The organism is archaeon (genome assembly GCA_016432545.1).
Lineage (GTDB): Archaea > Thermoproteota > Nitrososphaeria > Nitrososphaerales > Gagatemarchaeaceae > UBA183.
On record CP066694.1, the window covers coordinates 227159 to 249697 of the forward strand.

Annotated in this window: 23 protein-coding genes and 1 pseudogene; 15 read left to right on the top strand and 9 right to left on the bottom strand. The window is 62.5% G+C overall.

Annotated elements, in window-relative coordinates; all coding sequences use genetic code 11:
- Positions 1 to 75 precede the first annotated feature (75 nt).
- From HY247_01260 to HY247_01300, 9 genes are all read left to right on the top strand, one after another.
- Positions 76 to 3612 (top strand): chromosome segregation protein SMC, encoded by a 3537-nt coding sequence (locus HY247_01260; protein QQG48974.1) that lies wholly within the window; start codon positions 76 to 78, stop codon positions 3610 to 3612.
- Positions 3605 to 4270, top strand: a complete 666-nt coding sequence (locus HY247_01265) for a hypothetical protein (protein QQG48975.1) — start codon at positions 3605 to 3607, stop codon at positions 4268 to 4270. The genes HY247_01260 and HY247_01265 overlap by 8 nt, the downstream gene beginning before the upstream one ends.
- Entirely contained in the window at positions 4263 to 4799 is a 537-nt protein-coding gene (locus HY247_01270) for an SMC-Scp complex subunit ScpB (GenBank protein QQG48976.1), read from the top strand. Before HY247_01265 ends, HY247_01270 begins: the two co-directional genes overlap by 8 nt.
- Before the next feature lie 55 nt (positions 4800 to 4854).
- Entirely contained in the window at positions 4855 to 5241 is a 387-nt protein-coding gene (locus HY247_01275) for a 30S ribosomal protein S8e (protein QQG48977.1), read from the top strand.
- Positions 5238 to 5555: a hypothetical protein gene (locus HY247_01280; protein QQG48978.1), complete on the top strand. Its 318-nt coding sequence runs from the start codon at positions 5238 to 5240 to the stop codon at positions 5553 to 5555. The genes HY247_01275 and HY247_01280 overlap by 4 nt, the downstream gene beginning before the upstream one ends.
- Positions 5556 to 5604: 49 nt before the next feature.
- Positions 5605 to 5826 carry a hypothetical protein gene (locus tag HY247_01285; GenBank protein QQG48979.1) on the top strand — a complete coding sequence of 74 codons (222 nt, stop codon included), beginning with the start codon at positions 5605 to 5607 and terminating at the stop codon, positions 5824 to 5826.
- A gap of 7 nt (positions 5827 to 5833) precedes the next feature.
- On the top strand, positions 5834 to 6781 hold the full coding sequence (locus HY247_01290; GenBank protein QQG48980.1) for a transcription factor IIB: 948 nt from the start codon (positions 5834 to 5836) through the stop codon (positions 6779 to 6781).
- A gap of 110 nt (positions 6782 to 6891) precedes the next feature.
- On the top strand, positions 6892 to 7278 hold the full coding sequence (locus HY247_01295) for a winged helix-turn-helix transcriptional regulator (GenBank protein ID QQG49514.1): 387 nt from the start codon (positions 6892 to 6894) through the stop codon (positions 7276 to 7278).
- A gap of 80 nt (positions 7279 to 7358) precedes the next feature.
- Positions 7359 to 7997 (top strand): RlmE family RNA methyltransferase, encoded by a 639-nt coding sequence (locus HY247_01300; GenBank protein QQG48981.1) that lies wholly within the window; start codon positions 7359 to 7361, stop codon positions 7995 to 7997.
- On the opposite strand, the gene HY247_01305 is transcribed toward HY247_01300, so the two are convergent.
- Positions 7986 to 9134: a hypothetical protein gene (locus HY247_01305; protein ID QQG48982.1), complete on the bottom strand. Its 1149-nt coding sequence runs from the start codon at positions 9132 to 9134 to the stop codon at positions 7986 to 7988. The genes HY247_01300 and HY247_01305 overlap by 12 nt on opposite strands.
- A gap of 91 nt (positions 9135 to 9225) precedes the next feature.
- Between HY247_01305 and HY247_01310 the strand changes: the two genes are divergently transcribed.
- Both HY247_01310 and rnhB read left to right on the top strand, forming a co-directional pair.
- Positions 9226 to 9771, top strand: coding sequence for an NTPase (locus HY247_01310; GenBank protein ID QQG48983.1), 546 nt, complete (start codon positions 9226 to 9228; stop codon positions 9769 to 9771).
- A gap of 61 nt (positions 9772 to 9832) precedes the next feature.
- Complete coding sequence (rnhB, locus tag HY247_01315) at positions 9833 to 10444, top strand: ribonuclease HII (protein QQG49515.1); 612 nt, start codon at positions 9833 to 9835, stop codon at positions 10442 to 10444.
- On the opposite strand, the gene HY247_01320 is transcribed toward rnhB, so the two are convergent.
- The 4 genes from HY247_01320 to HY247_01335 form a co-directional block, all read right to left on the bottom strand.
- Positions 10441 to 11097: a fibrillarin-like rRNA/tRNA 2'-O-methyltransferase gene (locus tag HY247_01320; GenBank protein QQG48984.1), complete on the bottom strand. Its 657-nt coding sequence runs from the start codon at positions 11095 to 11097 to the stop codon at positions 10441 to 10443. The two genes, rnhB and HY247_01320, sit on opposite strands and share 4 nt — an antisense overlap.
- Complete coding sequence (locus HY247_01325; GenBank protein QQG48985.1) at positions 11094 to 12005, bottom strand: hypothetical protein; 912 nt, start codon at positions 12003 to 12005, stop codon at positions 11094 to 11096. The genes HY247_01320 and HY247_01325 overlap by 4 nt, the downstream gene beginning before the upstream one ends.
- 84 nt (positions 12006 to 12089) lie before the next feature.
- A complete protein-coding gene (locus tag HY247_01330; protein ID QQG48986.1) occupies positions 12090 to 12689 on the bottom strand; it encodes a DUF1326 domain-containing protein in 600 nt (199 codons plus the stop codon).
- 63 nt (positions 12690 to 12752) lie between these two features.
- Positions 12753 to 13487 carry a DUF2182 domain-containing protein gene (locus HY247_01335; protein ID QQG48987.1) on the bottom strand — a complete coding sequence of 245 codons (735 nt, stop codon included), beginning with the start codon at positions 13485 to 13487 and terminating at the stop codon, positions 12753 to 12755.
- A gap of 109 nt (positions 13488 to 13596) precedes the next feature.
- Here HY247_01335 and HY247_01340 point away from each other — a divergent pair.
- Together HY247_01340 and HY247_01345 are read left to right on the top strand one after the other, a co-directional pair.
- Positions 13597 to 13761: pseudogene (locus HY247_01340) on the top strand (30S ribosomal protein S30e).
- Entirely contained in the window at positions 13758 to 15347 is a 1590-nt protein-coding gene (locus tag HY247_01345) for a tRNA uridine(34) 5-carboxymethylaminomethyl modification radical SAM/GNAT enzyme Elp3 (GenBank protein QQG48988.1), read from the top strand. The pseudogene HY247_01340 and the gene HY247_01345 overlap by 4 nt, the downstream one beginning before the upstream one ends.
- Here the strand turns inward: HY247_01345 and HY247_01350 are convergent.
- Genes HY247_01350 through HY247_01360 form a run of 3 tightly spaced genes read right to left on the bottom strand, consistent with a single transcriptional unit; the run spans position 15344 to position 17974 of the window.
- Positions 15344 to 16186 (bottom strand): hypothetical protein, encoded by an 843-nt coding sequence (locus HY247_01350; protein ID QQG48989.1) that lies wholly within the window; start codon positions 16184 to 16186, stop codon positions 15344 to 15346. The genes HY247_01345 and HY247_01350 overlap by 4 nt on opposite strands.
- Entirely contained in the window at positions 16183 to 16992 is an 810-nt protein-coding gene (locus tag HY247_01355) for an ABC transporter permease (protein QQG48990.1), read from the bottom strand. Before HY247_01355 ends, HY247_01350 begins: the two co-directional genes overlap by 4 nt.
- Entirely contained in the window at positions 16982 to 17974 is a 993-nt protein-coding gene (locus HY247_01360; protein ID QQG48991.1) for an ABC transporter ATP-binding protein, read from the bottom strand. Before HY247_01360 ends, HY247_01355 begins: the two co-directional genes overlap by 11 nt.
- A gap of 111 nt (positions 17975 to 18085) precedes the next feature.
- Here HY247_01360 and gatD point away from each other — a divergent pair, with 111 nt between their 5' ends.
- Positions 18086 to 19399, top strand: a complete 1314-nt coding sequence (gatD, locus tag HY247_01365; GenBank protein QQG48992.1) for a Glu-tRNA(Gln) amidotransferase subunit GatD — start codon at positions 18086 to 18088, stop codon at positions 19397 to 19399.
- A gap of 7 nt (positions 19400 to 19406) precedes the next feature.
- On the top strand, positions 19407 to 21302 hold the full coding sequence (gene gatE / locus HY247_01370; GenBank protein ID QQG48993.1) for a Glu-tRNA(Gln) amidotransferase subunit GatE: 1896 nt from the start codon (positions 19407 to 19409) through the stop codon (positions 21300 to 21302).
- A 21-nt stretch (positions 21303 to 21323) separates the two neighbouring features.
- On the opposite strand, the gene HY247_01375 is transcribed toward gatE, so the two are convergent.
- Positions 21324 to 22487 carry a hypothetical protein gene (locus tag HY247_01375; GenBank protein ID QQG48994.1) on the bottom strand — a complete coding sequence of 388 codons (1164 nt, stop codon included), beginning with the start codon at positions 22485 to 22487 and terminating at the stop codon, positions 21324 to 21326.
- Positions 22488 to 22539 lie beyond the last annotated feature (52 nt).

A 22539-nucleotide genomic window follows, 5' to 3' on the forward strand; every position in this document is an offset into this window, starting at 1 on the left:
CAAGCGCTTATATTGGTTCGCTGCAGTGTTCGAGTTGGGGCAGTCCTCAGAGTGACGCATATCCGCCGGCTCGAGATGCGAGGTTTCAAGTCGTCCGGGCCCCGCCCCACGGGGATTAATTTCGAAAGAGGATTCACAGTAATCACGGGACCCAACGGGAGCGGAAAGTCCAACATCGCGGACGCGATAACTTTTGCCATCGGAGAGAATTCTCCGAAGGCTTTGCGAGCCGCGAACGGCAGGCTCACTGGCCTGATCTTCGACCCCAAGAGCGACACCACTCCGTCGACCGGGAAGCTCGGGGGCTGCAGAGTGACCCTTCAATTCGACAACGCCGACAGGTCGATACCAGTCGACTCCGACCTCGTGACCGTCACCCGGGAGCTCAGGGACGACGGAGAAAACCTGTACTACGTCAACGGCCGCAAGAGCACGAGGTCTGCGCTCACCGAGGTCCTCGACCTGGCCGGGCTCTCTCCGGGCGGCTTCAACATCGTTGCTCAGGGAGCAGCTACAAGGATCGCCGACCTCACTCCCGAGGAGAAGCGCAGGCTGATCGAAAGCGTCGTCGGAATATCAAAGTTCGACGAGCGGAAGTCCGAGGCGCAGCGCCAGCTGAGTCAGGCCGACCAGAGGCTCGAGGTTGCGATGGCAAGGATCGGCGAGATGCGGAACACCCTGGAGTCCCTTGACTCGCAGAGGAACGACCTGGTCCGATTCAACCTCCTCGAGGGCCAGATCAACTGGCTGACCGCTGTCGGGACCTCGCGCAGGATAAGCGAATTGAGGGGGCGCCTCTCCTCGCTCAGGACTCAGGAGCTTGAGGTGGGCGGACGGCTCTCCGAGCTCAACGCCCGCATGGTCGAGTTTGAGAACAGGATAGCCCAGGTCGAAGCGGAGAAGACCCGCTTCATAGTGGAGGTCATACAGGGAGGCGGAGCAAGCCACGTCGAGCTCCAGTTCCAGCTTGCTGAGCTGAGGAACGAGCTTGAGTCGCTCGAGGCTCAGCTGAAGTCGGCGGAGGCCAACGTCGCCGAGCTCGAAGGGGACACGGTCCCTCAGCTCAAGCAGGTCGTCTCGGCCAAGCAGAAGGAGTTCAACGCCGCTTCTTCCAACGTCAGGCAGCTGACAGCAGACATCGGAAAGCTTGACGCGAAGCACGCGGAGATGGCTTCGAGGCTCAAGGAGCTCTTCAAAGCAGGAGAGGAGCTCAGAGCGACGATCGACAAGAAGGGGAAGCAGAACGCAAGGGTCCAGCTCAAACTCGTCGACCTGGCCCAGAAGCTCGGCCAGATAGAGCTCGGGATAAACGCGGCGAATGCGGGCCTCAGCGCCGAGGGCAAGCGCCTCGACGAGCTCAAGCTGAGGGTGGACGGATATTCAGAGGTCCTTGGAAAACTGGAGGCCAACACGACCAAGCTCTTCGAGCTCTACGACGGCTCTACCAAGGAGCTAGGCCAGCTGGACGAGGACCTTTCAGGCGTCGAGAAGACGCGAGAGAAGCTCGTCTCGTCGATCGAGGGGGCATCGAAGATCCTCGAGAGGGCGGCGGCCGAGGTCTCGAAGGAGGAGGCCTTCAGGCACATGTCGGAGAGCCTCGCTGGCGAGCGGGCTGGCCAACTGAAGCTCCAGGAGTACTGCGACAACGGCGGCGTCCCGGGATACGTGGGCCGGCTGGGGCAGCTCGTCAAGTTCCCCCAGTCGTACTCCAAGGCTGTCAACGCTGTGATGGGCAGGTGGATGGGCGCATTCGTAGTGCAGGACCTCAGGTCGATGACGCAGCTCATCAAAGCGGCGAAGTCGCTGAAGGCGAAGGCCTTCTCGGTCATCCCGCTCAGCGAGGTCGACACCAGTCAGGCCGTCGACGTCTCAAGGTCGGCTGGGATCATGGGCCCGCTCTCCGCCGTGATCCGGTGCGAACAGGAGTTCCAGGGGCTCGTGAACTTCCTCGCGGGCGACTCTGTACTCGTCGACACCGAGGCTTTGGGGTACATCATGGCCTCGGAGGGCGTGAGGGCGGTCACGGTGAACGGAGAGATCTTCGAGCCCGGCGGCCGGGCGTTCACCTACGGATACCAGGAGATCCTGATGAACCTGATGGAGGGCCTGGAGAACCTCGAAGGGATGAGCGAGGTCGAGGACGCTGTCGGGGCGCTGAAAGGGGCCATCGACAGGAGGAAGTCAGAGCTCGGTTCCATCGAGTCTCAGAGCAGGTCCCTGATGAAAGAGAGGGTGAAGACCATAGTCACTGCCACGAGCTTCAAGGCTGAGGCTACGACGATCACAAAGATGTCCAACAGGTACAAGAGCATCTTCAGGAACATGAGCGCGGAATACCAAAGACAATTGGGGGTCGTCTCGAGGCTCGAGGCGAAGCTCAAGCTGGGGTCAGACAGGAAGGAGTCGATCTCGAGGGGAATCGCGTCGCTTCAGCAGGTTCTTTCAGAGTCCCAGGAGCTCGGGCTCGAGTCCCACCTCGCCGAGCTTGATGCCTCCAAGCAGTCGGCTTCTTCGGAGATCGATTCGATCAGGAACAGGATCCAGGACCTCAACCTGCTGATGAACAGGGAGCGCGCCAACCTTGAGAACGTCCTGCAGAGGGCCCTCGAGGAGAACCAGCTCGACCTGGAAAGCGCGGTCGAGAACCTCCAGTCGGACAAGCAGTTCGTCAGGGAGACCCCCCGGAGGATACGCGGGCTCTCGGAGCAGAGGTCGGCGATGGAGCAGAAGATCCAGAAGCTGATGGACTCATCCAAGCAGAGCCAGCCTGTCTTGGACGAATTCGACACGAAGGCGCGCAGGCTCAAGGAGGAGAGGGACGCCATCTCCCGCTCCGCAACGTCCACCCAGAAGGAGCTCTTCTCCGTGAGCGGCCAGGCTGAGGCGACCCAAGACAAGGTGGAGGAGGCCCTGGGGAGCCTGAGGATGCTCGGGTTCGCACAGGAGCTCGAGTTCTTCGAGACGAGCGATTCACTGCTCTCCGAGCTTCAGTCTGAGTACCAGGGTGTGGTCGGCTCGGTCAACCGAGGCGCGGACCGCCAGTACACCGACATGTACCTGAACTACAAGAGCCTCTCGGAGAGGCACAACGACCTGGAGAGGGAGCGCAACTCGATCATCGGCTTCATAGAGAGCGTCGAGTCCGAGAAGAAGAAGGTCTTCATGGCCGCCTTCGACAAAGTGGGCAAGGAGTTTGAGGACATCTTCGAGCGCCTGACGGGCGGCCGGGCACTTCTGGAGCTCGAGGACCCCGAGGAGCTCTTCTCGGGCGGAATCCTCCTACGCGCTGACTTTGGCAACGGGCTCCGCGAGTCGTCCCAGCACAGCGGAGGGCAGAGGGCCGTCACCGGGGTCTCGATGATCCTCGCGATGCAGGCAGTCCAGTCGCACCCCTTCTACCTCTTCGACGAGATCGACGCCGCCTTGGACGCAGTCAACTCGAACAGCCTTGCCCGCTTCCTGAAGGAGAGGTCTTCTGAGGCCCAGATCATAGCGATCACGCTTCGCGACGTCTTCGTCTCGGAGAGCAAGATCACTTACGGTGTCTACTCGGCCGGCGGGGTCTCCAGGGTCGTCCACTACAAGCCGGCAGAGGTCGCCCAGCGTGGCTGACTCTTCCCTGCTGTCAAGGCCTCCTCTGAACGTCCTCGTAGACCCGTCCCTGGCCAAGAGGAAGAGCCCCTGGGAGATCAACCTGTCGGAGCTGCTCGACATGTTTCTGAAGGCGATATCGGGCCCGGACCTGATCGACATGCGAGCCGCGGGCACGGCAGCCCTCTCTTCAGCTACGATCTACAGGCTCAAGGTCGAGACCCTCTTCCTCTTCGAGAGGCTCAGGGCCAAGGGCAGGCTCATCGACGCCTCTGAGCCGCCGCAGATCATAGTCATGCCCTTCAGGTACGAAGTGTACTCGACGAACATTGAGGAGCTCTTCGACGAGCTGGGCCGCATCCTCCAGGGCATCGTCACGTCGGAAGAGGAAGGTCCAGAGCAGGGCCTCCTGGGCGTCGCGGAACTCGCCCCTCCCAACCTCGACGACTACGTGATCTCGCTCCAGGCGCTCCTGTCCGAGTTCAGAAAGATCCTCGTGGAGAGGCTGCGGGCGACCGGGAAGTCGTTACTCTCCGAGCTGATCCGAGGCCTCGAACCTGTCGACGCGGCCCGAGTCTTCATCCTCCTCCTCTTCGCAGCAAGCAACGGAGAGGTCGTCATAAACCAGGAGGAGGAAGACGTGGACGCGCTCGTGGTCTCGGTGGGCCAGCTTGACTGAGGTCCAGCCTCAGGTCCCCAAGGAAGTCCTTGCAAGGGTCGAGGCGGCCCTTTACGCTGCAGGACGGCCGCTGGACTCGGCAGAGGTTGCCAAGGTCGCTGGCACCGCCTCTGAAAGGAGGGCCGTGGCGGTCGCAAGGGAGGTCGCGAGGCAGGTCAACTCGGCCCTGAATGCCTTGGAGGTCGTGGAATACCCGGGGCCCAGGTTCGCGATGCAGCTAAAGGCCCAGTACACCCAGGTCGCGAGGAAGTACGCCACGAAGCCCCTCCTCTCGAAGGCAGCCATGAGGACCCTTTCGTTCATCGCCTTCTTCCAGCCCATACCCGCGAGCGAGCTCGTCCTCCGGCGCAGCTCCGCGGTATACCAGCACCTCCGGGAGCTGGAGGAGGTCGGGTTCATCGCGAGCGAGAAGCAGGGGAGGGGAAAGGCCTACAAGACGACAGGCCGCTTCTCCGAATACTTCGGCCTGAGCACAGACGTCGGGTCCCTCAAGAAGCAGCTCGAGTCTCGGACCCTGTCTCTGCGTTAACAAAACGCTTAACATCAGGCCAAGAGCGGCGGGCCCAAGAAGGCAAGACGGTACTTTGACAAGGCCCATCGAAAACCTCACGAAGCGCAAGCCGACCGGTGGAAGGTCTCGCCCATCGAGGGGGAGGCTCGCCTCTGAGCGGGATGGGTATCCCATCGAACCCACCGTGGGTCCGAGTTCCTTCAGGTCCTCCCGCCTCCGCGGAGGCAAGAACTCGACTGGGATGGTCAGGTCTGAATTCGCCAATGTCTCCGACGCTTCGGGCAAGACGACCAAGTCGAAGATCCTCCGCGTCAAGCGCAGCCCGGCGAACAGGGACTACGAACGCAGGGGCGTGATCACAAGGGGCGCTGTGATAGAGACCGAGGCAGGGGAAGCGGTCGTCTCTTCAAGGCCCACGGACGACGGAGCTGTGAACGCCGTCCTCACCACGAAGAAATGAAAGAATACGAAAGATTCGTCCTCTGGCTAGACTACTTCAACTCGGAGCTGAAGCGCTCCGACGGGCGAAGGGTGCCACTGAGTCTTGCCACTCGAACGCCGACGCTTCTGGAACTGGACGAGGCCTGCAGGAGGCTCAACCTGAAGCCCCTTCCCCAGGCAGGGCGATTCCCTTCGGGGCCCTCCAGAGACTCCGGCTACGTCTCCGTCGCCAAGGCCCCTCCAAAGGCGGCCCTGGTCCTCAGGGTCGCCAAGGAACTTTCTGCGGTCAGGGGACTGGCCCAGAGGAAGCAGGCCCAAGTTCGGAAAAAATGAGGCCAATCCTGCGAAGGTTTAAAGGAGAGGATGGGCTCGCGAGAGTTTCTTGTTACAAGTCGGCTCTTTGCTTCACCGCGCTAGGAGCGGCCGGCTTCTGATTCGCTTATCCAGGGAAGTCCGCCCGGGGTCGTATGTCCTCGACGAAAAAGGGAGGCGCCTCGGAAGGGTGGTGGAGATAATCGGCGGTGTAAGGGCCCCCTACGCTTCGCTCGCACCGTCGAGCAGCAGGGACCCCAAACCAGGCGAGCCTGCGTTCGCCGAGGGCTGAGAAAGACATGAGCCTTTGGAACGCCAGGCGAGATGACGCGTTCAGGACTTCGTGCCCAGTGTGCGGTAACAAGCTCATCGGGGACCTAGAGAAGGGAGAACAGGTCTGCCCCACCTGCGGCTACGTTACATACGCTCCGGCCGACCAGGGACCCGAATGGAAGGCGATGGACCTGGAGGAGAAGAACAAGAGGGTGAGGGTGGGCTCGCCCACGACCCTCGCTCTCCACGACCTGGGCCTCACGACTGAGATCAGCCGCTCTATGCGCGACTCCCACGGGAGGTACCTCGACCCGGCCATGAGGGCGACCGTCGAGAAGATGCGCAAGTGGCAGAGCAGGACCCGGACGATCAACAGCGAGGAGAGGGGGCTCTCCAACGTTCTCTCCAAGATTGGCGAGCTGTGCCAGTCGCTGAACCTCCCGGACAATGTCGCGGAGACCGCGGCACTGATCTATCGCAACTCTGCCCGCATGAAGGTCGCGAAGAGCAAGTCCATCCTCGGCATGACAGCCGCGACCGTCTACCTCGCGTGCAGGAAGTGCGGGGTCTCGAGGACGCTCAAGGAAGTCGCCAGGGCTGCAGGCATGGAGAAGGGGACAGTCGCCAGGTACTTCCGCCTGGTGCTTAAAGAGGTCGAGAAGGAGTACGTCCCTCCCCCGTCGGTCGAGAAGTACATTTCGAAGCTGGTGAACACGGCAAAGATCGACCCCAGGGTCGAGCACCTGGCCCTCACTCTCTCCAGCAAGACCAGCGAGTCGAAGATCTCGAGCGGGAAGGCCCCGGCCGGCCTCGCCGCCGCCTACGTCTACCTGTCGTCGGTCATGATCGGGGCGCGCCTTCCCCAGCGGGAGGTCGCCGAGTTCGCTGAGGTGACCGAGGTCACGGTCAGGAACCGCTGCAGGGAGATCCTCGACAACTTCGTGATCAGGATGGAGTTCGGTCCGGCGAAATGAAGGCCAAGCCTGCAAAGAAGCCGGCGCGCAAGCCCGCGGCGCAGAAGAAGGCCCGCGTCGCGAGGAAAGCAGCCGGGCCTTCGCTGCCAGTCGAACGGACCGAGGAGGAGCTGGTCGACCTCACATCAAGGGTCTACAAGCTCGTCGTAGAGAGAGGGAGGGACGGAGTCCTGCAGAGCGAGATTTGGAAGGAGCTGGGTCTCACGAGCAGGGATGGCTCAAGGCTGGCGATCAGGCTCGAACGGAGGGGGCTCATCGGACGCGTCAAGGTCCTCGAAGAAGGGAGGTGGACCTACAAGCTGACGCCGCTGAGGTTCCCGACCGACATGACCTCCATCGAGAAGGCCCCTTGCATCGTCTGCCAGTACGAGCCGAAGTGCTCCATCGACGGCGAGATTAGCCCGTACGTCTGTCCGTGGATCGGGCCCTGGGTGATCGAAGAAGCTAGGATTGCGCAAGGGCGGATTGCAGAGCCGAGCGCCGTCCCCGCAAGATAGGCCAACCGAATGACGACGGAGGCGAGGCCTCACGGAGCCAAGTCGCTCACGAGCCCCCCGGAAGCTGACAGGGCCTCGGGATGAGGCTCCACGAAGCCAGGCGGGACCTGTACCGCCGGCTCGCGAAGGAACAGGGATACAAGAGCAGGGCCGCCTTCAAGCTCATCGAAGCCGACGAGAAGTACCAGATCATCAGGGAAGGGGACAGGGTCGTCGACTTCGGGTCAGCGCCCGGCGGCTGGCTGCAGGTCGCGTCGCGCCTCGTTGGGCCGAAGGGGAAGGTCGTCGGGGTGGACTTGAACGACGTGCGCCTGAGGGAGGAGAGGAACGTCCAGAGCCTTGTCATTGACATAAAGGACCCTGCCGTCCTTCAACGGGTGAGGGCCCTTCTTGGGGGCCCGGCGGACGTGGTCCTCTCCGACCTGTCACCCGAGGTCTCGGGGGTGTGGGAACTGGACCAGACCAAGCAGACTGACCTGACCTTGAGGTCCATCGAGCTCTCCAGAGACCTCCTCCCCCCCGACGGCCGCGCCTTCTTCAAGCTCTTCGAGGGCGAGCGCTCCGGCGAAGTGAGGGTCTCGCTCCGGGCGACCTTCAAGAGCGTGCGGGTCCTGAAGCCCGCAGCAAGCAGGAACGCAAGTTCTGAGCTCTATTACTACTGCGAGGGCCTGAAGCCCGGCGCCCAGGAGGCGAGCGATGCCTCCCCGTCATCGGCCTAAGCGCACGGTCGACTCCTTGACAGCACTGTAGAATTCGTCATAGGACGCGTTGGTCTTGACCCCCGTCTTTTCGAAAGGCTGCTCCCCCCAGGTGTGGCCGGCCTCGGCCAAGTGGCGCAGCACGCTCCCGCGGGGAACGGTCGCGACGCCTAGCGAAGAACATGCCTCCTCTATGCTAAAGCTCCAGGGTGGAAAGTCGTCCGCCGCTTCGAGCCGTCCGAGGAGGCTCTCGGCGTCCAGTAGACCTCTCGTCTTCGCGGCTTCCTCGGCGCTCCGGGTCAGCGCCCCGTCCGCGAGCCCTCCCTTCCAGAGAGGTCCGGCTGAACGAGCCTTGCCACCGCAGGTCGCGCATGCTTCAGAGCGCTTGTCTGAGACTTGCATGTGCCTGCAGCCCATCCCCGATACCAGGTACCCGAGGTGCGCGATGGCCGCATCGGCCTTCGAGGCTCCGGGCTCGACCCTGACGTAGGCCCTGATGTAGTGCCTAGAGCTGTGCACAGCCACGGGGGCGACGCCTATCTCGAGCGAGGCAGCAAGGCTCGCTACCCCTCCCAGCAGGATCCTGATCCCCGTCTCGTGGTGGAAGGAGTTGTTGAGAGGCTCCGCCCCGTATCTCCGCCTGCACGCAGAGGGGTAGACGCCGCAGAGCGCCGCAGTGTCGGTCGCCGTAAAAGAGGCGATCCCTCCCTTTGCGGTCGCGCTCACCGCGGCCTGGACGTGGCCGATGGGACTCCCGAAGGGGTCGACGTCCACAGAGTCGAACTTCTGGAGCCTCCCAAACCGCCCGAAGAGGAAGGAGTTGGACTCCCCGTGGACCACCTGGCACACCCCTGCGACCCTGTTGAGCCTCGCCCCCTCGCGCGCCAGCTTCAGGGCCTCCTTGTTGAAGTCCACGAGCGCGACTGACTCGGCCTTCCCCGACTCGACCGCTACCCTCAGGCCCCGGGATCCCACGCCCGCGAGCGAGTCGCAAAACGTTCTCGAACGCGCGGCTGCCGCGATGGAGACCGACACGTCGCGGTTGAGCTTGGCCGCCGGGTTGAAGAAGACGGGACTCTGCGAGGGGGGCGCGCCTTCGAGGCTCCTAGCAGGGACGACCAGCCGAGTCTTACCTTCTACGACCCTCACCTTCATCATCTGAGGAGCGGGGCCCAGCAGATGGGAAAAGGCTTGAGTTTGCGGGGGTTCCCGCAGGTTATTCTACCCGCCCTGCGAGGTGACGGGCAAGATGATCTGGGCTATCACCGGCCCTCCCGGAGTGGGCAAGTCTACCGTCCTTTCGAAGGTGGTCTTGAGGCTCAAGAGCGCCGGGCTGATAGTCGGCGGATGCTCCACAGCGGAGGTGAGGCGGAGGGGCTCAAGAATTGGATTCGAGATACTGGACCTGACGGACGGAAGAAGGGGCGAGCTCGCGTCCCTCAAGCTGCGGCTGGGCCCGAAAGTCGGGAGATACAGGGTCAACCTCGGAGACCTGGCCTCGATCGGGGCCGAAGCCCTTGAAAGGGCGGCGGTCAGGTCTGAGGTCATAGTGGTGGACGAGGTCGGGCCCCTCGAACTCGTGAGCCCAGAGTTCAGGCGCGCGGTGAAGACCTGCATGGGCTCTGGAAAGCCGATGCTGGTGGTGATTCATGAGAGGCTGGACGATGACCTTCTCAACGAGATAAAGGGAGTCGCGGCAGAAACGGTCACGGTAACTTCAGACAACAGAGAAGAGGTCCCTGCCGCCCTGGGGGACTCGGTCATGGACTCGATTGGTGGGCCGAGGTCGAGATGAGCGCGTGACAACAGAGTCCGCGGAAGTCTTCGGGGGCGTGGACGAGGCAGGGAGAGGGTGTATGGTCGGGCCTCTCGTGGTGGCCGGGGTCAGTGTGAGCAGGCGCGGCGAGGAGCTGCTGAAAGAGATCGGAGTCCGTGACTCAAAGTCCCTTTCCCCCCGCAGGAGGGAGCACCTCTACGGCGAGATCTTGAAGGTGAGCGAACGAGTCCACTGGGAAGAGATCCCGCCCGGCGAAATCGACCGGGTCGTCAGGACCGGCCGGAAGTATCGGAAGCTCAACTACCTGGAGGCCCAATACTTCGCCCGAGTCATCGACGAGCTCGGGGCTCCTCGGGTCACCGTCGACGCGGCCGACGCCGTTCCGGAGAGGTTCGGAAATGTGATCTCGGACCACCTAAGAAAACCGTGCGCCGTGCTCTCTTTGCACCGGGCCGACAGGAACTTCGCCGAGGTCTCGGCCGCTTCGATAGTAGCAAAGGTCCTTAGAGACCGAAGCATCGAGCGGCTCAAGGACGGGCTCGGAGACTTCGGCTCAGGGTACCCCTCCGACCCTGCGACCAGGGTCTTCTTCTCAGAGCGCATGAGACGGGGCGCCCCACTCCCCGACTTCGCCCGGGGTAGCTGGAAGACCTGGGCGCGCCTCCAAGAGACGCTGGATTCTGCGTTCTAGGGGCGCTCAGCGACGATGAGGGCGTGGTCCTTCTCAAAGGGCGAGAGCTCAACAACCGCGCGGACCCTGTACCCATCCGCCTCTATCTTGGACCGCTCCTCTTCGTACACCCTTGAAGGCTCCTTGAGGACGTCGATGCTCCGCGCCTTGACGACCAGGAAGAGGGTCCCGCCCTTCTTGAGTAGCCTGCGGCAGTTGGCGAGGGCAATCTGCGTCTGGTCGGGCTGCGCGATATCGCAGTAGACCGCATCGACCTGGGAGATCGCATACTTCTCGGGGTCTCTTGCGTCCGCCACGTAGGGTATCACGTTCCTCCTCTGGCGGGCGACCTTCTCGACGAACTCCCTTGCCACCCGGGGGGCGAATTCCACTCCTATGACCAAGCCCTTCTCCCCTACTATGTCCGAAACATGGGAGGAAGTGGTCCCGGTGGAGGTCCCGAGGTAAAGCACCCTGCTTCCCTCCCTTATCGAGTCCACGGGCAGGCCTTTGAGCATGGCTGCCGCGAGCTTGCTCCTGAAGGGGTCCCACGTCCTGTACTCGACGCCACCCCTGAACACGAGGTCTTCGTTGTAGACCCTGATGCCCGGCGCTAGGTTACGGGTAAGGAGAAAGTCCCGTCCGTTCTTGCGCTCTCTGAGGATTGAGCTCATCGTCGCCTTTGTTTTCTATACCTCGGATTGCCCCGGTCTTGTCCAGGCCGCTCCCACCTGTCGTCCCTCCTGGGGGGCGGATCCTTGTACCTCTCCTTGATGCTCTCGATGCGCTTCTGGAGGCCGGCCTTGATCGTAGACTCTTCCGTCCCCCTGTAGTAGTCCACTCGGGCGGCGATCGCGATCTTGTTCGCCAGGGTCCTTGCTATCTTTCCCCGCTGCCACTTGGGGGCAGTGTGCACCTCGTTGTGCTGGAACAGGATGCCGTGCTTCGGGGGTCGCGCCCCGGTCCTCAGCGACCGGAAGAGGGCCTTCTCCGCTCCAAGAATCTGGATTGTGCTCGCCGGCATGACCGCGAGTCTGTCCAGCCCGCCCGCCTTGGCCATCAGGCGAGCACCGATTGTGGCGCCCGCGACCTCCGTTACGTTGGGGGCGACCTTCTTCATCTGCGACTCCACGTACCCGTTCAGGCTCTCACGCTGAGAGGAAAGCTCCAGGGCAAGGCTGGCAAGGGCCCTCACCCTCTTCAGGTCTCCTTCTGAAATCTCTCCTCCCTTGGATCGGTCCCTCGCGACCGTCATCGCCTCTATCTTCTTCTCGGTCAGCCCGCGGCCTTTCAGCGCTTCCGCGGTGAACCCTGAGCGCCCGCCCAGCTCGGCGATTAATTTGCAGAGCCCGATGGTGTCTTGCATCATCTGCGCCACTTCGGGGAAGTGCAGGCCGTACCACTCCGAGGCCCTCGTCGAAGTCACGTTCAGATACTTGTCAGTGTCGTCGAGGGCCTGGATCGCCTGGACGAGGTGCAGGTCTGGCCGGGAGGAGGCCTCCCTGATGGCCTGCTCTGCGGCCTGGATGCTCTTCGTCCTGATCGCTTGAAGGTCTTCAGTCGTACCAGGTTCCGCTGACATTGTCTAGGTCTGGCCCGCTCCAGTCTCAGCAGTTTAAAGCGTTTAGCGGGACCTTTTCACAAAAAAGGAGCGCCCTAGCGCTTGCTAGGGGCCCGAGAATTGGAAGCCCGAGTAGTTGCCGTCCTTCCCCGTGTTGTCCCATTCAAGGCCATAGTCCTTGAAGTGGCTCATCACCCCCATCCCCATGTTCATGGCGTTGACGGCTGGCGAGAGCGGGTGGTTGGCGACTTGAATCGGTTTCTTCTTGTCTCCGCCTTCTGTTGGTTTGAGCTGGTACTCCAGCACTCCTGGCACCTTGACCCACATCTTCTTGGCGTCGAACTCGATCGCTGCCCACTTCAGCCCCTTCAGGTCAGAGATGAGGCCCGCGAGCAACGACGGGGCTCCTCCAGCCTTCCCGCCGAAGATGGTTTCCAGTGCTGCCTGCTGCTCCTTGTTGGCCCTGCTGTCAAGGTAGAGCGCCGCGGTCCAGTTCCCCTTCCAGAAGTTGCCTGGTGAGTGGGAAGCCATGACCGCGTTGAGCCCGTCGAGCTTGACGTTTCCGTACTTGCCCTTGTTGATGTGGAAGCCGTCCAAGGCGTCGCAGTGGCCCTTGGTCGGGTCCGAGTAGAATAGGCATGGGCACCCGGAGTCGCAGTTGCAGGAGTTGATCCAGTCTCCTTCTATTTTCCATTTTTCTGCCAATGAGACCGACAGAGGTACTCGCCTTGCGGGGTTATTTATCCATGTAAGGCGCCGCTTTGTAGGTTAGGTCAGAATGAGGACAGATCCCGCCGCCAAGAACCCGAGGCCGAAGAGCCTCGGCACCCACTTGTTCAGGGGGAGGGTCCGCTCCGCGAAGATCACGGCCGCGAATCCTGCCATCCAGACGAGACCCATAGAAGCTGAGACGAGGAGGAAGACCATCATGACCCAACAGCACCCTACGCAATACTTGGCGTACTCATAGCCCATCCTGACCGAGCCCTTGATCCCGCCTCTGTAGTACTTGAAGAGAAACGAAGTGGGGTGGCACCTGAAAAGGCACTCCCCTTTGACCGGCGAGAGCTGGTAGGCCGCGACAACCAGCAGCGCCAAGCCTATCCCGACGGGGGTCGCGATGAAGACTGTCGCGGAGAGCGGGAGGAGCCCGAAGAGGATGGCCGCCCCCACGAAGAACCCAGCGCCGGTCGCGACCCAGATTCCTAGGTATGTGCCCACGAAGGTGACCGCGCTTGCAGCATTGGGTCCGCCTCCGGCCTTCACATCCGGCTTCGAAGTGCGTCCTACGTGCAGGAGCATCATCAGCATCGGCATTGCGGTGGGGAACATCATCGCGACCATCCCAACGGTCCAGGCGGAGACGAATATCAGTAGGGTCGCGATGTCGATTGGCAGGGAGGGCGTGCCCATCATCAGTCCGATGTTCAGAACGGTCAGGACCCATGCGGTCAGGGCAAACGCTCCGATTAAGGTGCCAACTCCGAGCCTCGCGGAGACCAATGGGCCGCGCACTGAGGGTTGGTTATTGAGCTTTGAAGAACGTCCAGTCACCTCAAAACCTTAATTTACCGTGCCCCGCCGGACAAAGTGGGAGGTTTGAGGAGAAACGCCGACGCACGGTAGTCTAACAAAGGCGGGTAAGGTCCGGAGCCAGACCCCTAAGCTTGAAGGTAAGCCGAAGAGGGCTGCCATCCCGAAGGTAAGGAACAAGCGGACCTTCGAAAAGAGATTCACGCTGAAGCGCAAGCCGGGCCAGAACTGGCTGCGCAGGTGACGCTGCAAGAAGGGCCGAGAGACTCTGATGCCCTCGCTTTCATAGCGCAGTCTCTTGAGCGCGGTCAGCTCACCCACGAGGAAGTCGAGCGCCTCAAGAAGACCGCAGCGAGGCTCTTCGGCCTAGGCAGATTTCCGTCCAACTCGGAGATACTCTCCGCCGTCTCCTCGAGCATGAGGGGCCAGGTCGAGGAGGTCCTCAAGGTGCATCCCCGAAGGAGCGCCTCCGGCATAGTCGTCGTCACTGCGTTCTCGGCGCCCTACAGCTGCCCTCACGGAACCTGCGTCTTCTGCCCTGGAGGGCCGCGGTTCGGGACGCCCCAGAGCTACCTTCCCGAAAGCCCGGGAATGGCGGCAGCCTTGGAGCTGAACTTCAGCCCCTCGGCCCAGGTGGAGCGGTCGCTGGCAAAGTACAGGGCCAACGGGCATCCTACGGACAAAGTGGAGACGATCATAGAAGGGGGCACCTTCCTGGCCGTGCCCGCAGAGTATCAGGTCTCGTTCGTGAAAGGAGTCTTCGAAGGGCTCAACGGACATCCTTCGAGCAGCCTCGCCTCGGCCCAGTCCTCGAACGAGGAGGCACGCAGCAGGTGCGTCGGGCTCACCCTGGAGACGAAGCCCGACTGGTGCGGGCCTCAGGACGCAGACCTCATGCTCGAGTACGGCGTCACCAGGGTCGAGCTCGGCGTGCAGACCCTTAGGGACGAGACCCTTTCGAAGGCCAACAGGGGACACACAGTCGCCGACGCGGTCGAGGCCATGCGGGTGGCCAGAGACGCGGGTCTGAAGGTCGCAGTCCACATGATGCCCGGACTACCGGGCGCCTACCCCGACGAAGACCTGAAGGATCTGAGACGCCTCTTCGAAGACCCAGACTATCGGCCGGACATGATGAAGGTATATCCCACGCTGGTGGTCCCCGGAACAGCGCTCGCAAGGCAGTTCGAGGCCGGCCTCTTTGTTCCCTACGGGCTCGAGACCGTCGTGGAACTGCTCAGCGAGATGAAGAGGGCCATCCCGTCCTGGCACAGGATCATGAGGATCCAGAGGGAGATACCCGAGCGGGAGATCTCCGGAGGAGTCAACAAGGGCAACCTCAGGCAGCTCGTCCTCCAGAGGGCGACCCGGAAGGGCATCTCCTGCCGCTGCATCCGATGTCGAGAGGTAGCCCTCGACGAGCCCGAGGCCCTGGAAGAGGACGACTCGCTGAGATACTCAGAGCAGAGGTACGAGGCGTCGGGTGGGACCGAGGTCTTCGGCTCCTACGAGTTCAAGAGGTCGGGGAGGATCGCCGGATTCGTGCGCGCCCGAATTCCATCCCCACGCGCCCACAGAGCCGAAGCATCGGGAAGTCTGATAGTCAGAGAGCTGAGGGTCTATGGAAGGGCCCTTGAGATAGGGGGTAGGGACAGCCGGGCATGGCAGCACTCGGGGCTCGGGTCCTCGCTCATGGGCATAGCGGAGGCTCTGGCGCGGGAGCAGGGAGCGAGAAGGGTCCTTGTGACGAGTGCGGTGGGGACGAGAAACTACTACAGGAAGCTAGGGTACGAGCGCCTCGGTCCCTACATGGCAAAGTCAGTTGTCTAGGCGAGCCTTCTGTCGATGACGCCGTCTTTCCGCGCCTTCCTTTCTGCCGCGAGGTAGACCCAGAGGCTTGCTCCGAGGAGGAGCAGGCCCCCGGCCACGCAGATTGAGAGCGAGTAGAAGTAGTCTCCCACCTGGTTGTAGATGAGCGCGTCCCGGGTTGCGGCGATGAACTGGGTGAAGGGGAGGTAGGTCGCCCCGGCGGAGACCGGGTAGGGGAGGATCGTCGGAGGGAACAGGGCCCCGGAGAAGACCATCAGCAGTCCTGCGACGTAGCCCGGGAGCGACCACTCGAACTTGCTTGCGTAGAGGGAGTATGCGCCCAGGAAGTACCCTAGGCCGAGCGCGGCAGGTATGTTGGCCACGAGGGCCACGCCGAGCAGGAGGACCGAGGTCGGGGTTATGATCAGAGGCACAGAGGTGGCCAGAAAGCCAGCCAGCGTGAAGGTCGCCACTGCGAGGGCGGCCAAGGAAGTAGTTGTTGAGATCGCGAATGCGGACAGAGTCCTACCTGCCACATAGAGCGCCGTCGATCGGGCGGTCAGGTAGATGTGTGGGAAGACCGAGAGGTTCTTTCCTTCAGCTATGGCGATCGTGGGGACCCACGCGTAGGACGCCACGTGGGCATAAAGGGTAGAACCAACCAGCACGTAGGCCAGCTTCGCAGGGCTGAATACGACACCACTGTTCGTCGTCCCGAACCAGTAGATTATCGACACGGTCATGGCCGAAGCGAAGGGCGCTACCGCCCGGAGCGCCAAGGAGAGCGGTGGCGTCGTCCACGCCAGGTCGTGCTGGATGCCCATCCATGCCGAGGCGAAGACGGACCGGGTGCTCTTCATCTGATCCTCACCGTTATTGTCCCCTCCCTCCTCCCCCTGGTCTCCAGCGCCTTGAGGGAGAACTTCGAGATGGCGAGAAAGACGACTGCCATTACCGCGAGCGCTGCGAGGCTGGGCCAGACCGCGTCCCAGGGCGCCGCGTAGAACAAGGTCAGCCTCAGAGCGTACATTCCGATCGTCAGGGGAATCAGGGACGCCACCGCCTGGACTGCGAAGGGGAACCTCGAAGCCTGCCCAATCGAGGGGAAGTAGATTCCTGAGAGCATCGAGACCGGCTCCTGCAGGACTTCGTTCATGGACTCCGCTTCCCTTCCGTACGTAAGGTAGAGCGAAGACAGGGTCATGCCGAGGGCGTACAGAGACGCGAGGGTGAGGCCGAAGCTGAGCCCCACCAGGCCCCAGCTCGCGTTCACGACGGGGTGAAAGAGGAGCCAGCCGATCGCGGTGACTATGATGGCTGAGGGGACCGTCCCGATTATTCCGCCTACGGACATCCCGATCAGGATCGCTGTAATCGACGCGGGCGATGTGAGGTAGATCTCGAAGAGCCCCTCCTGCTTATCCCAGTTGAACTGGCTCGCCATCGACCAGAGCACGTTCCCCCAGAACGCTACCATCACGCCTCCAAGCACCGCAAATCCCACGTAGTTTGCGGCGCCTATGCTATAGTAAAGCAGCGAGAGCGCGAGCGATGAGAGGACGGGGAACCCCATGCTCACCACTATCCAGAGTGGCTCGCCGAAGATGCTCCAGAGCCTCACCAGCGCCCGGGCGCGCATCGTCCTGATCCAGGGGCTAACGGCCATCTTGCTCCTCCCTCTCTTTGAAGCCTCTGCCTACGAGCGCGACGAAGACCTCCTCCAGGGTGGCCTGCTTCCGCCACGAGGCCACGACCTTGTGGCCGTCCGACTGGATCGCCTCCTCGGCCTTGCGGGCTGCAGCGTCGTCTTCGACTACCACCTGGACGGTGGAGAGTCCCCTCTCTTCGTCGGTCGAGGAGGTGAATCCCTTCACCCCCGGGACCTGCGTTAGCATGTCCATGTTGCCTATGGCAGGGGCGACCTCCATGACGAGGGCCGGGACCCCAAGGGACTTCTTGAGGTCCGAGGGCGTGCCGTCAGCGATCATCTTACCCTTGTCCACGATCGCGACCCTGTCGCAGATCGCCTCCACCTCGGCCATGTTGTGAGTAGCGAGCATGATGGTCCTTCCTTTGTCTCTTGCCTCGCGGTCGAGGAACTCCCTGATGCTTCTGGCCGTCATCACGTCCAAGCCTATCGTCGGCTCGTCCAGGAAGACGACCTTCGGGTCGTTGATGAATGCCCTCGCTATGGTGGCCCTCTGCCTGTACCCAGTGGACAGCGCGTAAAACTTCCTGTCCAGGTACTTCGTGAGGCCCAGCATCTCGGAGAGGTCGTTGATCCTCTTCTCCGCGACCTCGCTCGGGATCCCGTAGAGCTGCGAGAAGAACCAGAGGTTGCGCTTTGCGCTGATGAAGTCGTACCCCGCCTTTTCGGCCCCGCTGGCCATGTTGATCACGTGCCTCACCTTCTCTGGCTCGTGCTCTACGTCGAAGCCCATCACCCTGGCCGAGCCCGAGGTCGGAAGGAGGAGGGTCGAGAGGATCCTGATCATCGTTGTCTTCCCTGCTCCATTCGGCCCCAGGACCCCGACGATCTCTCCCTGCCCCACGTTCAGGCTGATGCCGTCTACTGCCACCACTGGCCCTGACTTGCTCTTGAACTCCCTGCGGAGGTCTGTCACTTCAACTGAGTACGAGTCTGTCAAACATGGCACCTACTGGGTTGGTCGCGACCTCTGCCGGCCATATCATCAATAACCTTTCGGTCGAGAAATTCAAGGAATCCTTTAAGACCGCTTTGCCTCTCCTCGGACTGCATGGACGAACTGCCCGGGTACTCGGGCGTGGCCCTCAGACTCCTCAAGGGGGCGAAGGCTCGAGTGGGCGACGTCCTCTCTGCCGACACCGACTGGGGGAAGGTCACAGGTACGCTGGTCCCGAGATACGCCGGCTCGGCCTCGGACGCAGTCGTGATCAAGCTCCCGTCGGGATACAACATCGGGCTTTCTCCAAGGTCCCTCCGTTCAGTCAGGGTCGTCGCAAAGGGTGAGAAGCCGTCATTCTCTGCCCCCGAGCCACCCAAGGCGGACACGTCCCTTCCCAAGGTGCTCGTTCTGGGAACGGGCGGCACCATCGCCAGCCGCGTAGACTACAGGACCGGGGCGGTCCACCCTGCGGTGACCTCAAGCGAGCTTCACTCTTTGGTTCCTGAACTCTCCAAGTTCGCGAGGCTACAGACAGAGATACTCTTCAACGTCTTCAGCGAGAACATCGGGCCCTCGCACTGGACGAAGATCGCCCGGAGGGTCGTTGCGGCTGTCGCCTCGCGCGTCGACGGCGTAGTGGTGACCCACGGGACGGACACTATGGGATATTCAGCCGCTGCGCTCAGCTTCGCCTTGTCCGGGGTCCCTATCCCGGTGGTCCTGGTGGGAGCACAGAGGTCTTCCGACCGGCCATCCTCGGACGGTCCCCTGAACCTCGTAGCGGGCGTCTCGGCGGCTGCCACTGCCCCCTTCTCGGGCGTCTATGTCGCCATGCATCTCGACGAGAGCGATGACACCGTTGCCCTCCACAGGGGCACCAGGGTCAGGAAGGACCACACGAGCAGCCGCGACGCGTTCGAGTCCATAGGGGTCCCTCCTGCGTCATTTTGGCGAGGAGGCAGGCTCGAAGGCACGGACGCCGCCCTCCCTCCGCGCGGCGACATCAAGGCGTTCCATCCGAGGCCGGGCTTCGACTCTCGCGTTTCGCTGATCAAGTCGCATCCCTCAATGCAGCCTTCGATCTTCTCATGGGCAGGGAAGGAGGGCCTCAAGGGCCTCGTCCTCGAAGGGACGGGGCTCGGCCATGTGGGCTCGAACGCCCTGGCGGGCATCCGAAGGCTTGTGAAGGGCGGCGTGATGGTTTGCATGACTTCCCAGTGCCTAAACGGGAGGGTGAACATGAATGTCTACGACACGGGGAGGGACCTGCTGGAAGCTGGGGTCGTCCCCCTCGAGGACATGCTCCCCGAGACCGCCCTCGTAAAGGCGATGTGGGCGCTCCGAAATTCGAAGAGCTCCAAAGGGGCCGCGGAGTTGATGAGGAGGAACCTGCAGGGCGAGACGACTTCAAGGACTCTGTCCTAGTGGGAAATTGCCCCAAGAGCGACCCTCTACGGGAATGAAGGTGGGCCTTGAGATCCACCAGCAGCTGGCATCGGGGCACAAGCTCTTCTGCTCCTGCCCGGCGGTCAAGTCCGAAGACCTGCCGCTCTCCTTCGAGAGGACACTCAGGCCTGCCCAGAGCGAGACGGGGAAGACAGACCCCGCAGCCGTCTTCGAATTCTCGAGGCACAGGGTCAACCAGTACCACTGGAGCCCTGAGTCCGCGTGCCTCGTGGAAGCGGACGAGGAGCCCCCGCACCCGATCAACGAGGGAGCGCTTGAGACCGCCGTCATTGCCTCACAGATCTTGGGCTCCAAGGTGATCGACGAGGTCCATGTCATGCGGAAGATCGTGATCGACGGTTCCAACACCACCGGGTTCCAGAGGACCGCCTCGGTGGGCCTGGGGGGGTCGATCGAAGTCGATGGTGTCAGGGTGGGGGTCCAGTCGGTAACCCTGGAAGAGGACGCGGCGAGGATCCTGGGAGAAGACTCGAAGAAGAGGAGGTTCGCCCTCGACAGGCTTGGGGTCCCCCTCGTTGAAGTGGCCCTAGACCCCGTCGAAGGGAGCCCCGAGTTCGTGGGGCGCGTCGCACTCCAGCTCGGGAGGATCCTCCGCTCGACGAAGCGCGTAGCCAGGGGACTGGGCACCATCAGGCAGGACCTCAACATCTCCGTGGCGGGCGGCAGGGTCGTGGAGGTCAAGGGGGTCCAGAGGCTGCAGTTGATCCCGAAGGTCGTCGAGTACGAGCTGAGGAGACAGGTCGGACTCCAGGAAGCCGCGGTCGAGCTGAAGAAACGCGGAGCGGCTACGAGTGGGTTTGCGACAAAGGAAGTGACGAGGCTATTTTCGAGCACAAGGTCCTCGGTGCTCAGCAAGGAATTGGCTAGGAACTCGGCCGTGCTGTGCGTGGCGGCTCCGGGGTTCCAGGGGATGTTCGGATGGGAGCCGAGTCCCGGGGTCAGGCTCGGCAAGGAGATCGCCGACGTCGCTCGCGCGAGCGGCCTCGGAGGGGTGATTCACTCCGACGAGTTCGAGAAGCAGGGAGTCTCAAGCGCCGAGGCTGCAAGCCTGCACGCAGAGTTCGGCGGACACAAGGGGAGTGGCTTCGTCCTCGTGGCCGGACCGCGAGGCGTGGCCGAGGCTGTCTGTGCAGGAATCGTCTTGAGGCTGCAGGCGGCAACCGCTGGGGTGCCTGCAGAGACGAGGGCGGCGACAGACTCCGGCGAGACAAGGTATCTTCGACCAAGGCCCGGGGCCCAGAGGATGTACCCGGAGACAGATGTCCCAATGATCGTCATGGACCCTGAGAGGCTCGAGCTCTCAAGGCGCTCGCTCCCCAAGGGTTGGGACTCAGAGGTGGTCAGGCTCGAACGCGAGTACACCCTGAGCAGGGACATGGCCCTCAAGGTCTACGACTCTGACTTGGAGGAGGACTTCGAGAGGATCACGAAGGAGACCGGGGTCCAGCCGTCGGTCGCTGCGTCCATCCTCGCCGAAGCGCCCACGAGGCTGGCGAGAGAAGGGCTCGCGCTTGAGCCGCTGGGCTTGGAGGTCCTCGAGGAGGTAATCTCGCTGATAGGAAGCGGACGGCTTGCAAAGGAAGCTGCCATCGACGTGATGCGGGCGATTGCGAAGGGCTCCTCCGCGGACGTGGAGTCAGCTGTCGTCGCCCTGGGTCTGGGCGCCGTCGGGGAGGAAGAGGTCCTGGTTGCGATTGAGAGGGTAATCGCCAGAGATAGGGGACTAATTCTGGAGAGAGGTGAGCGTTCATTCTCGCCGTTGATGGGTGAGCTGATGCGCGAACTTAGGGGGAAGGCTGACGGCGCACTCGTGAGCCGCCTTCTGAAGAAGAAGATGGACGAGGTTAGAGGCTCTGGATAGGAAAGTGGGGAGCCCCCCGGGCTAGCTGCCCAGGGGAGACTTCTTGTTCCTTCTCGAAGCCAGGCCTGCGACCACCAAAGACGCGAAGATTACCCCGCTCGCGAGGATCGAGGCGGGCGTCATCCCCAACCCGCCCTGCGCTCCGCTCTGAGACGTGGGCCCTTGGCTGCCGTCAAGGGAGGGTATGCTCTTCGGAAGATAGTACTGGTTGCCTCCGCTCTGGGATCCCTGGTTCACGAGGGTCGGAATCCCTGTGGGCTGCCGGGCCACTGTCCCAACTGTGCCGCCACTGGTGAAAGTGCCGGACGATGCGCCCATCGGCATTGCCCAGTAGCTCGGTTGCTGATAGTGGAGCACGAGGTCGAGGCTGTTCGAGGGTGGAAGGACCAGTGCAGACGCTGAGAGTCCCACGTAGCTTGGCTGCCAGTAGACAGTCACGTTGATGTCCTCGCCGCCGATGTTCTTCACCACGGTCGAATGGCTGCTGTCCAGCGTGACTGGGAGCCAGCCCCAGGCGGTCACAACAGCGGGCGCGCGTGGGATCACAAGCGATGCGACCCCGTCGGATCCCGTCTGCGCGTACATCGTTGTCTTCGAGTCCGAACCCCACCAGTAGTACCACTGCCCGACTACCGAGGCGGAGACCGAGACTCCTGCTGCCGCGGTGCCGTTCACGAATGTGGTCTTGACAGTGACTGGGACCGTGGAGAGGGCAGAGGTGTTCTGTGTGGTGATAGTGTAAGTGCCCGAGGCGCTGACGTTCTGGACGAGGTATCCATACTCGGACTGTGGTTGGTACGGCTTCACGAAGGCCTCGGTGGATCCGTTCGAGTAAACGGTCGTTGTCGAAGCCCCGGCGGGCGACACGCAGTAGCATGAGCCCCATTGCTGGTAGACCGCGCTCACCGTGAAGAGGTACTCCCCTGAGGGAAGCTCGAAGGCTGCCGCGGGGAATTGGCTCTGGTAGCTGGCCACCTGGGTGCCTGTCAGGTTGTACGCCGTGACAGAGTAGGTGTAGGCGAGCGACTGCGACGTGGAAATCATGATCTGCACGTTGTTGAATCCTGAGGCGGCTAGCGCGCCGGGGATGGCGCCGGTGCCTGCTAGCATCAGGGCGAAGCACGCGAGTGCCAGGACCTTCCCATTCTTGGCTTGGCTTTCGTTTGTTCCGTTTGACGTTTTCATCGTTTGCAAGCCCACGTATAGAGGGCAGGATGGTTAATCCCATCCCTCAGAA

Coding starts and splice junctions, on each gene's coding strand:
- HY247_01260 (QQG48974.1), top strand. CDS start 76: ATGCGAGGTTTCAAGTCGTCCGGGCCCCGCCCCACGGGGATTAATTTC.
- HY247_01280 (QQG48978.1), top strand. CDS start 5,238: ATGAAAGAATACGAAAGATTCGTCCTCTGGCTAGACTACTTCAACTCG.
- HY247_01290 (QQG48980.1), top strand. CDS start 5,834: ATGAGCCTTTGGAACGCCAGGCGAGATGACGCGTTCAGGACTTCGTGC.
- HY247_01300 (QQG48981.1), top strand. CDS start 7,359: ATGAGGCTCCACGAAGCCAGGCGGGACCTGTACCGCCGGCTCGCGAAG.
- HY247_01305 (QQG48982.1), bottom strand. CDS start 9,134: ATGATGAAGGTGAGGGTCGTAGAAGGTAAGACTCGGCTGGTCGTCCCT.
- HY247_01310 (QQG48983.1), top strand. CDS start 9,226: ATGATCTGGGCTATCACCGGCCCTCCCGGAGTGGGCAAGTCTACCGTC.
- rnhB (QQG49515.1), top strand. CDS start 9,833: ATGGTCGGGCCTCTCGTGGTGGCCGGGGTCAGTGTGAGCAGGCGCGGC.
- HY247_01320 (QQG48984.1), bottom strand. CDS start 11,097: ATGAGCTCAATCCTCAGAGAGCGCAAGAACGGACGGGACTTTCTCCTT.
- HY247_01325 (QQG48985.1), bottom strand. CDS start 12,005: ATGTCAGCGGAACCTGGTACGACTGAAGACCTTCAAGCGATCAGGACG.
- HY247_01350 (QQG48989.1), bottom strand. CDS start 16,186: ATGAAGAGCACCCGGTCCGTCTTCGCCTCGGCATGGATGGGCATCCAG.
- HY247_01355 (QQG48990.1), bottom strand. CDS start 16,992: ATGGCCGTTAGCCCCTGGATCAGGACGATGCGCGCCCGGGCGCTGGTG.
- gatD (QQG48992.1), top strand. CDS start 18,086: ATGGACGAACTGCCCGGGTACTCGGGCGTGGCCCTCAGACTCCTCAAG.
- HY247_01375 (QQG48994.1), bottom strand. CDS start 22,487: ATGAAAACGTCAAACGGAACAAACGAAAGCCAAGCCAAGAATGGGAAG.